This is a genomic window from Brevibacterium sp. AGC70 (assembly GCF_057334195.1).
In genome coordinates this window covers 152,008-165,622 of sequence record NZ_JBHFIH010000010.1, presented here as the reverse complement: position 1 = coordinate 165,622, position 13,615 = coordinate 152,008, and the positions used below count along the sequence as shown (strand labels likewise).

Sequence of the window (13,615 nt, the reverse complement as noted above, 5' to 3'; positions counted from 1 at the left end):
CCCGGCCGGCGACGGGGGCCGATCAGTCGATGACCTTGTCGGCTTCGTCGATGATCTTCTTCGGGATCTCAACACCCTGGGCCTTGGCAGCCTTCGGGTTGACGACGAGCTCGAGGTCGGAGCTGGTCTCCACTGGCATGTCGGCTGGCTTCTCACCATCCTGGAGGATCTTCAGTGCCATCTTGCCGGTCTGTTCGCCCAGCTTCGTGTAGTCGATGCCGCGAGTGATCGCCGCACCCTGTTCCACCTGACCCGCTTCAGAACCGACGAGGAGCGCCTTGTTCTTCTCAGCTGCCTGGACCATGGTGGTGACGGCGGAGACGACGTTGTTGTCGGTCGGAACATAGTAGGCGTCGACCTTGCCGAGGGAGTCCACTGCTTGTGCCAGCTCACTGGAGTTGGCGATCGTGGCTTCCTTGATCTCGACGCCCATGTCCTTCGCGGCCTTCTTCGCGAGCTCCACCTGCACCTCCGAGTTGACCTCGCCGGAGCTGTAGACGATGCCGACAGTCTTGGCATCAGGCTTGAGATCCTTGACCAGTTGGAGCTGTTCGGCGACCGGGTTGAGGTCGGAGGTGCCGGTGACGTTGGCTCCCGGTGCATCGTCGGACTTCACGAGGCCGGCTTCTTGGGCGTCGGTGACGGCAGTGAAGAGCACAGGAACGTTGGTGATGGCCTGTGCGGCTGCCTGTGCTGCGGGGGTGGCCACTGCGAGGACGAGGTCGAGGTCTTCGTTGGCGAATGTCTGCGCGATCGAAGTCGCGTTGGCCTGCTCGCCCTGAGCGTTCTGCTCGTCCCATTCGACGGTGACGTCGGCATCTTCGAAGGACTTCTTGAATCCTGCACTGGCCGCGTCGAGTGCCGGGTGCTGAACCAGCTGGGAGATGCCGATCGAGTAGGAATCGCCGCCTTCCCCGCCACCGCTGGAGCCGTCTCCGCCCGAACATGCTGACACCGCAATAACCGAACTCACCGCCACAATCGCTGTGGCCAGATGCCTGAGACGCATTCTTCTCCCCTTTGAATAAACCGGCCCACCTGCGCAGAACCGGAACGAACCCTGTCACTTGTTCCCGGTCGGACCCATCGGTGGGCCGCACGTGGAACTGCAGACGCCCCACGCACCGACGCAGCTCAGATCATTCTGATTCCGCAGTCGGTCAGGGGTGCGACTGTGATGACAACCACTCTATTGGGCGCCGCTGACACGACCGACCAAAACAAGGTTTTGGAGACAATCGTCCCAGTATTGTTATCTGTCGCGACAAACGTCCCCTGGCGTCGCACACCCGCCACCCAAGCGTCCTGGCACGGCGTTCCCGCGGGGACGCCGTGCCAGAGGATCAGGCATCGATGTCGACGTTCGATCGACCCAGCACATCAAGGATCCACGCGAAGTCGAAAGCGGTTTCCTTCCAGGAGTCGTAACGTCCCGACGCGCCCCCGTGACCGGCGACCATTTCGGTCTTGAGCAGAGCATCGGCTCCGACTTCACGCAGCCGGGCGACCCATTTGGCCGGTTCGACGTAGAGGACTCGGGTGTCGTTGAGCGAGGTCACGGCCAAGATCTTCGGATGGGCCACCTCGGCGACGTTCTCGTAGGGAGAATAGGAGCGCATGTACTCATAGACGTCCTGGTCATGGAGTGGGTCTCCCCATTCCTCCCATTCGATGACGGTCAGCGGAAGTTCGGGCATGAGGATCGAGGTCAGTGCGTCGACGAAGGGCACATGAGCGCTGACCCCGGCGAAGAGATCCGGTGCCATGTTCGTCACCGCTCCCATCAGCAGGCCTCCGGCCGATCCCCCTGTGGCAACGAGCCTGTCCGGGCTCGTCCACCCCTCGGCGACGAGGTGGCGTCCGGCGGCGATGAAGTCAGTGAAAGTATTCTTCTTCGTTGTGGTTTTGCCCTGGTCGTACCAATGGCGGCCCATCTCGCCGCCGCCGCGCACGTGGGCGATGGCGAAGACGACCCCGCGGTCGAGCAGGGAGAGCCGAGACACGGAGAAGTACGGGTCCATGCTCATCTCATAGGAGCCGTACCCGTAGAGCACCAGAGGCGCAGGCTCGACGGGGGCTGCTTCGTGGACTTCGGTTTCCCTCGCCGAGGTGGTGCTCGCCGAGGTGGTGGTGCCGTTGGCAAGTGCGATGAGGTCGGTGCGATAGACCAGGGAGATCGGAACCTGCGTTCCGTCCTCGGCACTGGCCCAGACGAGGGATTCGCTGTAGCGGTCGAGGTCGACCGAGCCGAGGACGGGCTGGCGCTTGAGGACCGTGTCAGTGCCGTCTGCCACGCTGTGCTGATAGATCACAGCGGGCGTGGACATGGAGGTGAAGAGCAGTCGGATGCTCGTCTGTGTGAACTCGGGATTGCCGGCGAATCCCAAGGTTCCGGTCTCTCGCGAGAAGGGCAGTTCCTGCAAAGGGCCGAAGGGCGATGCGGTGTCACCGGACGTGGGCTGCTCATGCGCGGCCAACTCGATGATGCCGACTCGGGCGAATCCGCCGCGGCGATAGCTGACGACGATGAAGCTCGCGAAGGCATCGACATCTTCGATGCGCAGCCCGTCGACGTCAGCGAGCAGCGGACGACCGATGGAGGTCGGATCGGCGACGATGTCCGGTTCGTCGACGGCATCGACGCTTTCACGTGCTGTACCGGCTGGATCGGAGACGGGCACGTCGACGATGTCGAAGTCCTCGCGCTCCTGGTTGTGCGTGATGAGGAAGCGATCCTCACCGGCGATGATCGCGTGCTCCACAGAGTATTCGACCCCGTCGACGCGGGGCCAGACGACCTGCGGTGCGGATTCGAGGTCATCGGCTTCAAGCGACCAGAAGCCTGTGGTGGTCTTGGACCCGGTGACGATGAACATGTATTTGCCCGAGCGGGAGAATCCCGAGCCGACGAAGAAGCGCTCGTCGGGCTCGTGGAAGATGCAGACATCGTCGCTGCTGTCGGTGCCGACACTGTGACGCCAGACCTTCTCTGGTCGCCAAGCCTCGTCGACGGTGGTGTAGAAGACGTAGCGGCCGGTGGGGTCGATCGAGGCTCCGGCGAATGTGCCGTCGACGGTGTCGGGCAGATCCTCGCCTGTGCTCAGGTCGCGCAGTCTCAGTGTGTACCGCTCGTCGCCGGAATTATCCACGCCGAAGAGCAGATACCGGCCGTCGTCGGTCAGCGAGAAGGTGCCCAGCGAGAAGAATTCCTGGCCTTCGGCGGCGATGTTCGAGTCGAAGATGACCTCTTCGCCGAGAAGCGCCTCCTCGCCGACCTCGGGCGGAGTCCAGTCGTCGACGTCCGCGATGGGCGCGCGAACGCTGATCCCGTAGTCGAGGCCGGCCTTCGTTCGGGAGAAATACCAGTAGTTCCCGCGCCTGGTCGGCACCGACATGTCTGTTTCCTTGATGCGGGTCTTGATCTCGGTGAAGATCGATTCGCGCAGTGGCTCGAGCCCGGATGTCTGCGTGCTCGTCCACTCGTTTTCGGCTTCGAGGTGGGCGATGACCTCCGGGGACTCCTTCTCGCGCATCCATTCGTAGTCGTCGACGAAGGTGTGGCCGTGGTGGGTGCGCTGCTGGGGGATCTTCTTAGCCACAGGGGCGCTGGGGGCAGTGTCGTTCATGGTCCCAGCCTAGCTACTTCGATACCGACGACGCAGTACAGGACGACGAAGCACCAGAAGCACCGCTGGGACCGGATGCCCTTGCCACGTTCCAGTCCCGTACTACCGAGTGAGCAGAATGAGCAGAACGCGATCAGTGCGCACAAGCGCGTAATGTGACCTGCATCAATCTAAGCTATGACGAGCCTCACATGCAGTTCACAACAGATATGAAAGTTTGGTCAATGACGAACCAATCCGACTCAGGTCCTGGCGCAGATCCGGGGTCCGCGCCGCCCCATCCGACTCGGCGCATGTTCGGCCGAATCGCCTACGGCGCAATCGCAGTGGCAGCCATCGGGACGGCCACCACCTACTCGGTCAGAGCCGCATCGGCCAAGGGCGATCTCTCCTCCAACCTCACGCTCATCGCACCAGCCGGTGCCGGTGGCGGTTGGGACGGGTTCGCCCGGGAGACCCAGCAGGCCATGCGCGCGAATAAGCTGGCCAACAACGCCCAAGTCGTCAACATCCCCGGAGCCGGTGGCACCATAGGTCTCGGCAAGTTCTCCACCATGGGCGGGCAGGCCGATACCATTCTGGCCACAGGCACCGCGATGGTCGGCGGCATTGCGCTCAACAAGTCGCCCGTTGGGTTCGATGACACCACCTTGCTCGCCAGGGTAGCGGAGGACTACGACGTGCTCATCGCCGCCGCCGATTCCCCCTACAACACGATCGACGACGTCATCAGCGCCTGGAAGAAGGATGCGGAAGGGTTCGTCTGGACCGGCGGCTCCGCCGGTTCAGTCGATCACCTCACGATCGCACAGCTGGCACTGCTGGCCGACATCCCTGCCTCGAGCATCACCTACATTCCCAAATCCGGCGGCGGTGAAGCGATCCAAACACTGCTCTCGGGCACCACGGACTTCGCGTCCTGTGGCTTCAACGAGGTCTCCGACCAGATCGAAGCCGGCCGCGTCAAAGCAATCGGCGTGGCCGCACCGAAGCGCATCGCCGGCTTCGACGACGTACCCACGATGACCGAACAGGGCTACAAGGTGACGCTGACCAACTGGCGCGGCTGGCTCGGCGCACCAGGCATCACCGAAGACGAGGCCCCACAGCTTGTCGACATTCTCAAGCAGACTCGCGACAGCGCGGAATGGGCAGATGCCCTCGAACGCAACAAATGGACGGACGTGTGGCAGACCGGTGATGAGTTCGCTGAATTCATCAAAGAGGACACCTCCCGGATCGAGAAGCTGCTGAAGGAGTTGGGACTGTGAGCGCTCAGACGTCAACGAAGAAGAGAACCAGGACGGCTCACCTCGGCGCCGGGACCTGGTGGCAGGGTCGATCAGGTCTCCTGGTCCCCCTCATCATGGCAGGGTTCTCGACCTACCTGCTCATCGGCATCATCACGATGGACATTGCCGAGGACACTGATCCGCCGGGACCGCAGTTCTTCCCTATGATCATCATGATCGTCGGCTACGTGCTCACGATCCTGCTGACGATCGCCTATATCCGCAATCCCGAACCCGTCGATGTCGATGATGATCTCCCCGCCGAGGTGGAGGAGCAGAAGGCGTTCTCGACACCTGTGACTTCCGCGGTGTCGGCCTCACGTCTCGACCCGCATGTCGAGGATGAACCGGCCCAGGATCGCAAGGCACTCGCCGAGGCGCGGGTCGCCGATTCGCGCCACCGCACGCACAGCGACTTCGTGTCTCTGGCCTGGAGCGCCGGCGGATTCGCAGCCTTCGCCCTCATCCTCGAGTTCGCCGGGTGGATCCTCGCCGCGGCGCTCCTGTTCTGGTGCGTGGCCAGGTCGATGGGCTCAAAGCGACCCCTGTTCGACCTGACTATGGCACTGACATTCTCTTCCCTGGTCTACATCGCGTTCTCGGTGCTGCTGGGGCTCAATCTTCCTTCGGGAATTCTGGGAGGTGGCTTCTGATATGGACGCTCTCATGTCCCTCTTCGAAGGTTTCACACATGCGCTGACGCCGATGAACCTGCTGTGGGTCCTCGTCGGCTGCTTCCTCGGCACCGCCGTCGGCGTCCTGCCGGGCCTGGGCTCGTCGATGGCCGTGGCACTGCTGCTGCCGATGACCTTCGCACTCGACCCGACCGGCGCATTCATCATGTTCGCCGGCGTCTACTTCGGTGGTCTCTTCGGTGACTCCACCATGGCCATCCTCATGAACACCCCCGGCCAGGCCTCGGCGATCGCCTCGACGTTCGAGGGCCACAAGATGGCCCGCAACGGGCGAGCACCCCAGGCTTTGGCCACGGCCGCGATCGGTGCGTTCATCGGCGGGTTCATCTCCTGCTTCCTGGTCGTCTTCGTTGCGCCTGCTCTGGCGGACTTCTCGACGAACTTCGGTCCCGCCGAGTTCTTCGCACTCGCCCTGTTCGCATTCGTGGCAACCTCGTCGGTCGTCGCGGACTCCGTCCTCAAGGGCCTCATGGCTCTCGTGCTCGGCATCGGCTTCTCGGTCATCGGCATCGATTCGGTCTCCGGCACCGAGCGTTTCACCATGGGTGTCCCCGAACTCTTCGACGGAGTTTCACTGGTCACGGTGACCGTGGCGATCCTGGCCCTGGGCGAGGTCTTCTTCATCGCCTCCCGGATCCGCCGCAAGGTCAACGACAATACGATCAACTCATCGGGTCGCCCATTCCTCTCCCGCAAGGAGTTCGGCGAGGCGCTGCCCGCGTGGCTGCGCGGCACTGCGATCGGTCTGCCCTTCGGTGTGATCCCCGTCGGCGGTGCCGATGTGCCGACCTTCATGTCCTATGGCCTCGAGCGCAAGCTCGACTCGAAGCGCAAGGAGCCGCAGTTCGGTGACAAGGGTGCCATCCGCGGCCTGGCTGGCCCCGAGTCGGCGGGTTCTGCCACCACCGGTATTGCAATGGGCGCTCTGCTGGCTCTGGGCCTGCCGATCTCCGCGACGGCTGCGATCATGCTTGCCGCATTCCGACAGTACGGCCTGCAGCCAGGACCGCTCCTCTTCGATCGGTCTCCGGAACTCGTCTGGGGTCTGCTGGCGAGCTTCTTCATCGCCATGATCGTCCTGCTCATCATCAACCTGCCCTTCGCTCCCCTGTGGGCGAAGCTGCTCAAGATCCCGGATCCCTACCTCTACGGCGGCATCGCGGTGTTCTGCGGGCTGGGCATCTATGCCACCTCGGCGTCGCAGTTCGAGCTCATGATCCTACTGGGAATCGGCATCATCAGCTTCGTGCTCAAGCGCTACGGTGTACCGCTGGCGCCGCTGATGATCGGCATGGTCCTCGGCCCGCTGGCCGAGTCCAGCCTGCGCGATGCCCTGCTGGCTTCGGGCAACGATGTCTCGGTCCTCGTGTCCTCACCGATCACGATCGTCCTCTACGTCATCCTCATCGGTGCACTGCTCTACACGGGCATCGGCCGAGTGCTGGCACGCAGGCGACAGAAGAATGTCGCCGAGACGGTGCCTCGGAACAGCGAATCGGTCAGCTCATGATGTGAGGTGACGCGGCGGGCGTGACGCCAGACGCGTTCGGTGGGCCCGGGCCGAAGGAGAATCCCCCTTCGGCCCCCCCCACCGGCGCATTCACTGTGGAAAGACGTTCGCATTCCGCCCCGCCGACGACCATCTGTGGACAGTGATTGCCTATTCCCCCCAAGCATTCGGGGATGCCCGCCGGGTTCAGTGGGTTCAGTGGGTTCAGGCCAGCGCGATTCCCTTCGCGGCACCGACGAACGCCTCTGCTAGTTCAGCGCGATGATCTCAAAGTCTTCTCGGCCGTGGGGCCGAGCTTCAGGCTGGGTCTCGAGTCCGGCCCGCACCCTTGAGGCCGAAGGACGTGAGGACCGCAGCGATGAGCACCAGGACGACCGCAGCCCCCGCCGCCCATTGGACGCCGAGGTCGAAGGACGTTACAGCCGCCTCGGCGATCTGTTCGCCAAGACGTCCCCCTTTGGCGCTCGCATGTTCAAGGGCTGAACCGAGGGTCTCGAATTCGGCTCCAGCAGCCTTGGCCCCGAGCGCTGACTGCAGTTGAGAGCTGTAGACCATGGTCGTGAGTCCCCCGAGGACGGCGGTTCCCATGACAGATCCGAATTCGTACGCAGTCTCGGAGATCGCCGAGGCGGCTCCGGCCTTGTTCGCGGGCACTGCAGACAGGATGAGATCGTTCGTGATGACCTCTGCGGTGCCGAGTCCCACACCGAGGATGAGGAAGGAGATGAGCATGCCTGCCACCGAATGTTCGGGTGTGAAAGCTACAATCCCCAGACCGACTGAGTTGAGCACTAGGGCACAGGGCACGACCACGCGCGGTTGCAGTCGGGCGATGATCGGCACCGCGGTGTAACCGGCGACGATCGAAGTGATGAGGCCGGGCACGAGGACTAGTGCAGCTTCGACTGGGGAGAGTCCGAGCACCAGCTGGAGCAGCTGCGTACCGAAATACAGGAAGCCCGCCAGTCCCATGACGCTGAGCAGGTTGGACAGCACTGCCGAGGTGAAGATCTTGTCGGCAAAGAGCCTGACATCGAGCATCGGGTTCGCCGAGGCGAGCTGCCGCATGACGAAGCCGGTTCCCGCAATGACGGTGACCGCGAGACTGGCCCAGAAGAGCATGTCCACGCCATCGGCCATGACGTGCTTGATGGCGAAGACGAGCGGGGCGAGCATGAGCATCGACAGCCCGATCGACAGCGGATCGATTCGGCCCGGGTTCGGATCACGCGACTCGGGCAGCAGCAGAAGAGCCGCCGGGATGAAGAGCGCGATGAGCGGCAGGTTGATGAAGAAGACCGAACTCCAATGGAAGTGCTCGAGCAGGATTCCGCCGACGATGGGCCCGAGCGCGGCACCGCCGCTGAACATGGCAGCCCAGGTCGCGATCGCGACGCGGCGGTCCTTGTCGTGGAAGAAGATATTGCGAATGAGCGAGAGGGTCGAGGGCATCAGCGTGGCGCCGAAAATGCCCAACAGTGCGCGAGCAAGGATGAGCATCTCCGGTGACGTCGAGTATGCCGCCAACAGTGAAGCCAGGCCGAAGCCGAAGGCGCCGATGATGAGCAGTTTGCGGCGTCCGACCCGGTCGCCGATGCTGCCCATGGCCACGAGCAGGCCTGCGAGCATGAGTGCATAGATATCGACGATCCAGAGGAGCTGGGTACCTGTGGGATGGAGTCCGGTGCTGATGGCCGGTATAGCGAATCCCAAGACGGTGTTGTCGATCGAGATGAGCAGAACAGGGATCATCAGCACAGCCAGGCCAGCCCATTCGCGCCGGCCGGCGCGCACTTGTGGTGTCTGTGTGGTGAACATGAAATCTACTGTACCGTCTAGACGGTACAGTAGGCAAGATAGGTCGCAGACGATGATTGGCCTGCGGGCTTCGGCTAGGCTCGGCGCTATGGCACGCAACTCCACCGACACCAAAGAGAAGCTCCTCGACGCCTTCGACATCCTCTTGGACAAGCAGGGCATCTCCGGCGCAACCCTGGATGCGGTCGCGGCAAAGGCCGGTGTGTCCAAGGGAGGCCTGCTTTACCACTACGGCTCGAAGGCGGAGCTGATCAAGGGAAGCCTTGAGCGGCTCGACAGGCTCGTTGATGAGGATGTCGAGTCGATGAAGGCCGCCGGCGAGCGCCTCCACCTCTATTACCTCGAGACCTCGGCTGAGATCGGAACGCCTCTGGACCGCAGCCTCATCGCCGCCAGCTGTCTGGCACAGGAGAACGACGAGGCGAAGAGCGCTCTGCGCAGGACCCGTGAGGCCTGGTTCAACGCACTCAACAATCACCTCGGCGATGCCGATATGGCCATGACGATCCAGCTCATCGGCGACGGCATGTACTTCAATCAGAATTTCGGGCTGTCCCAGGACGAGGCCCTCGCCCACGTCAAGAACGTCCTGGCACGGTTGGGGCTGTAGACAGCTCACCGGTGCTTTAACACCGCGCCCCGGGGCAGGGATCGCCTCGGCGAGCTTCGTCCGCGCATGCGGAGCCTCCACCCTCAGACCTAGGTGCCCGGCATCAATCGAGTACCTGCGAGTGATTCTCGAGTCGGATCTTGCATGTTCACATGGTGGACGTCGACAACCGCCCCTGGAAGAAACGAGAATCGTCGTGCGCCCAACGGACAACCGCCCCCTTTCCGCGAGCACCGCAACCGACCGAATTCAACGCCTGCGGCACCTCTCGGTCGTGGCCCTCTTCATCGCCTTGGCGGCAGGCGTCGCAGAGATGATCGCCCACCTGCGGGAAGCGGAGGACCCCAGCGGAGAAGGACCGGCAATCCTTCTCCGCCTCGGAATCTACGCTGTTGTCGCCGGCCTCATACTCGCCTTCGCCCGCGGTCACAGGTGGGCGGCGGTGGTGCTCATCGTGGGACTCGGCGTCGTCGGCATGGCGTCGCTGATCGCCGAACCGTTGACCTGGCTCTTCACCGACGGTGATATAGGTTCACTGCTCGCCACCGCGGACGCCTCAATAGCGCTGATCATCCTCATCAGAATTGTGCACATCGCTGCCGTCGTCGTCGCGGTCCCACTCATGATCCGAATCCTTGCGATCACTCGCAGAGCCAGGTAAGCGCGCCTAGCAGAGCATTCGACGCAATCTGCAGCCCATAGACCGGGGCCTCTGAGTCCCTCGTTCCGGGCCTCGAGCTGGAGAGCCAGATACATCGAGCAGTGCCGCGACTGGTGAAGGTTGCCGCCCTGGAACCACAGGTTCTCCTGTTGGGTGGGCACCACATGTTCCGCTGCTCGCCTTCCCACGGACTTGGGTCCTTTGTGGTCTCTGAGCCCAGAAATCAGCTTGCAGCCCGACTCATCGTCGATTGATGAGTCGGACTGCAAGCCTTTCACTGAAATCCTGGGTCAGTGCCGTCAGAGTTCCGGGTGTCGAGAGTGGAAGTCCGTCGCCTGCTGGAAGGCATTAGCAACTCGCACCAGATTCTTCTCGGTCAGAGCGGCGCCAACCAACTGTCCTGCAACTGGCAATGAACTGGCTGGGGTAAATCCGATCGGGAACGTAATCGTCGGCATCTGGCTCATCGTGAAAGGAACCGTGTACCGGTGAACCTCAGCTAATTGTTCGGCACCCATTTTCACCATGTCAGAAGCAAGCGGAGCTTCGTAGGGCAGCCCTGGGATGAACATCATGTCCACTGTTGACAGGACGTTCTCAACTGCCCCTTTGAAGATCGACCGACGCTTGAGCACTTCTTGATACTCAATTGCCGATGCGCGCTTGCCGATATTGATCACTTCACGCAGGCCCTCTCCATAAGAAGCCTCATGTTCGTCGAACCACTTGCCGTGAGCCAAGGCGGTCTGCACACCGCAGACAGTGAACCAGTCATCGTTGATCTGTTCAGGATCAGGAAAACTCACCGGTACTATCTCCGCACCGAGGCCTTCGAGAGTGGCAATGGCAGCAAGCATGCTGCCTCTTACTGTTTCCGAGACATCAGTGAGCGCCCAAGTGATATCAATCCCGATCCTGGTTCCGGATAGGCCGATATCAGTTCGAGCACCGTATCTATCGACAGCTGCGGACAATGAAGTTGGGTCCTTCGGATCGAAGCCGGCAATTGCCTCGAGGACGATCCCAGCGTCGCGTGCCGATCTTGCCATTGGCCCAACATGGTCAAGACTTCCGGCCAACTCGAAAACTCCATATCTGCTGCAACGACCCCAGGTCGGCTTTAGCCCGGTTACCCCGTTGGCAGACGAAGGCATGCGGATAGAACCACCAGTGTCTGACCCCAAAGTCGCAAAGGCCAAACCGCCCGCAGTTGAGGACCCGCTTCCGCTAGAGGAGACTCCCACCCAGCGATCCAAACCCCAGGGGTTTTTCGGCGGCTCGAAAGGGAAAGTATGCTCTCCATATACGCCTTCTGTGGTGTGCACCCTCCCCAGGAGGATCGCCCCAGCCTCTCGCAGACGTTGAACGACAGTCGCCGTTGTACCGGCCGTCATCCCTTTTCGACTCGACATTCCTGCCTCGAGAGGACGACCGTGGTCGCCGTAGATGTCTTTGATAGCCATCGGCACTCCGTGCAACGGACCACGCCAATGTCCGCGGCGATATTCCTCATCCAGAACATCGGCGTCGCGAGCAGAATCCTCGGCGACATATGTAAATGCCTGTAGAACCGGATCGATTTCGGCTACACGCTGGAGCATATGGTCAACCACTTCACGCGAGCTGACTTCCCGCCGCATTATCTTCCCGGATACGGATTCCAGAGTCTCAAAGTGCAAATTTTCATCAGTCATGTGTCTTTCTCTTTCTATGCCTGTTGCTTGGCCGCGTTGTCGACAAGGGAATAGAAGCGTCCCCTGGTGATCACTGTCAGCAGGACGTGCAGAATCGGGCCGATGAACATCGCGACGAACGATGCGTAGTAGATCGGATACGTGCCGGCAAGCCCCAGGCCGCCGATGATGACGGCGACCCCCATGGCGATCATTCCGCATGGGTTCCAGTCTCTAATAACTTTTTCGTCGTAATCGATCTTTTCCGTCGGAGCGTATTTGAACACTTTTCGGCAGATGTAATAGTCCGCGAGAAGGATAAAGATCCATGTATTCGTCATGATTCCGGTCACGGCAAGAAAGGTGTCCGTGTACTGCAGGACGTTGACGGGATAGAGCGCGATACCGAGGACCAGCAAACCAACCATCCACCAGTTTCGCCGGATGGGCTTCTTCGCGAACGCGTCCCAAGTGTTGGAGAATGCGAGAGACCCCGAATAGAGGTTCATGACATTGATTCGAATTTGGGTGATGATCGCGAACACAACACCGAGGAAGCCCATAACCATGGCGAAGACGAACCCAGGGTCCGTCGAATAGAGGACAGGGTCCCCTTGAGTGATGCTCGGGTAAACAGTGAATGCGAGCAACGAGCCTAGTATCAGGACGACTGCGATCATGATCATTTCACCAAACATGATCCCGGCTGTCCCCTTGTATCCGATCTGGGGACGCGAGAACCGACCATAGTCGGTGGCCAGCAGAGCCTGAAATACGATCTGCCCATTGACCAAAGAGAACGCCTGCCACATTACAGTTGGATCATCTGGAGTAAGAGAAACCCACTGGCCGGGCCCAGCGATCGCATGCCCCTGTGAGAGCATAAAAATTCCGAGTATAAAAAGCCCCAAGAAGATCGGCATACCGAAGCGCTGCAAGATGTTCATAGAGTGCATTCCTCGCCATGCAAAGTACAAAGCGGCAGCACCGACTAGCGCAAAAATGACACTTGCGGTCACCGAACTTTGTCCAACCCCAAAATATTCACTCAACGCGTGAGAAACTATACTGCCTTCAAAAATGAAGTAGAAAATATAGTTGATACCGTAGATAAAGGAAGCGACTGCCGACCCTTTTGCACCAAACCCCAACCCTCGGGTCAGCAGTACGAGACTGAGTCCTTCCTTGGACGCGATCTTCATAATGAGCGATCCCAGCACCGTGGACACCACCACCAAGTATCCGATCGGGATCAGCATCATGGGCCAACCGACCAGGAACCCGATCTGGCCTCCGAGGGTGAACCAGAACATCGCCGTGACATTACCCGTGAGAATCAGGAGGATAGCAAATGCGGGCCATCGTTGAGACCGTGGAACTCGCTCCGTTGCGTAACTTTCCATTTGATCGTCCAGCGACGTTGCCGGACTTCTAAAGGCATCTCTGAGCGCCAATGTGACCTCTTTCATAGATGAGATCTAGCAAGAGTCACACACTCCGGCATAAACGTTCAATAGTTGCAGGACTAAAATCCCACCTACCAAGACTGCAAAATTCAACAGTGATTGTGCAAAAGTCCTCACTGCCGTAGATCAACCAGACGCTTCAGATAAAATGACGGATTTCTCGACCATGAATCCTAAACAATGACAATTGTTCAGTTCGCTAAAAAGCCAAGGAAAGACCCGATATTTGAGCCCTGGAGCTCATAGGCGAAGGGCTGCGTGTAT

General features: G+C 60.8%; 10 protein-coding genes. 5 read left to right on the top strand and 5 right to left on the bottom strand.

The genetic code is table 11. The annotated features are described in order from the left end of the window. Positions 1-22: 22 nt before the first annotated feature. Entirely contained in the window at positions 23-1,009 is a 987-nt protein-coding gene (locus ACE03M_RS08300; RefSeq protein ID WP_143923574.1) for an ABC transporter substrate-binding protein, read from the bottom strand. A gap of 334 nt (positions 1,010-1,343) precedes the next feature. Continuing rightward, a complete protein-coding gene (locus tag ACE03M_RS08295; RefSeq protein ID WP_485933510.1) occupies positions 1,344-3,626 on the bottom strand; it encodes a S9 family peptidase in 2,283 nt (760 codons plus the stop codon). A 224-nt stretch (positions 3,627-3,850) separates the two neighbouring features. Between ACE03M_RS08295 and ACE03M_RS08290 the strand changes: the two genes are divergently transcribed. Genes ACE03M_RS08290 through ACE03M_RS08280 form a run of 3 tightly spaced genes read left to right on the top strand, consistent with a single transcriptional unit; the run spans position 3,851 to position 7,123 of the window. Continuing rightward, positions 3,851-4,897 carry a Bug family tripartite tricarboxylate transporter substrate binding protein gene (locus tag ACE03M_RS08290; protein ID WP_485933509.1) on the top strand — a complete coding sequence of 349 codons (1,047 nt, stop codon included), beginning with the start codon at positions 3,851-3,853 and terminating at the stop codon, positions 4,895-4,897. After that, a complete protein-coding gene (locus tag ACE03M_RS08285; RefSeq protein ID WP_485933508.1) occupies positions 4,894-5,571 on the top strand; it encodes a tripartite tricarboxylate transporter TctB family protein in 678 nt (225 codons plus the stop codon). The genes ACE03M_RS08290 and ACE03M_RS08285 overlap by 4 nt, the downstream gene beginning before the upstream one ends. 1 nt (position 5,572) lies before the next feature. Next, positions 5,573-7,123, top strand: coding sequence for a tripartite tricarboxylate transporter permease (locus tag ACE03M_RS08280; RefSeq protein WP_485933506.1), 1,551 nt, complete (start codon positions 5,573-5,575; stop codon positions 7,121-7,123). Positions 7,124-7,420: 297 nt separating this feature from the next. Here the strand turns inward: ACE03M_RS08280 and ACE03M_RS08275 are convergent, their stop codons facing one another. Beyond that, positions 7,421-8,941: an MFS transporter gene (locus ACE03M_RS08275; RefSeq protein WP_143923579.1), complete on the bottom strand. Its 1,521-nt coding sequence runs from the start codon at positions 8,939-8,941 to the stop codon at positions 7,421-7,423. Between the two features lie 88 nt (positions 8,942-9,029). On the opposite strand from ACE03M_RS08275, the gene ACE03M_RS08270 reads away from it, so the two are divergent. Both ACE03M_RS08270 and ACE03M_RS08265 read left to right on the top strand, forming a co-directional pair. Next, positions 9,030-9,551, top strand: coding sequence for a TetR/AcrR family transcriptional regulator (locus tag ACE03M_RS08270; protein WP_143923580.1), 522 nt, complete (start codon positions 9,030-9,032; stop codon positions 9,549-9,551). A gap of 274 nt (positions 9,552-9,825) precedes the next feature. Then, entirely contained in the window at positions 9,826-10,212 is a 387-nt protein-coding gene (locus tag ACE03M_RS08265) for a hypothetical protein (protein ID WP_485933505.1), read from the top strand. Between the two features lie 299 nt (positions 10,213-10,511). Here the strand turns inward: ACE03M_RS08265 and ACE03M_RS08260 are convergent, their stop codons facing one another. Together ACE03M_RS08260 and ACE03M_RS08255 are read right to left on the bottom strand one after the other, a co-directional pair. Next, complete coding sequence (locus ACE03M_RS08260) at positions 10,512-11,906, bottom strand: amidase (protein ID WP_485933504.1); 1,395 nt, start codon at positions 11,904-11,906, stop codon at positions 10,512-10,514. Between the two features lie 14 nt (positions 11,907-11,920). Next, entirely contained in the window at positions 11,921-13,354 is a 1,434-nt protein-coding gene (locus ACE03M_RS08255; protein ID WP_485933503.1) for a purine-cytosine permease family protein, read from the bottom strand. Positions 13,355-13,615: the final 261 nt, after the last annotated feature.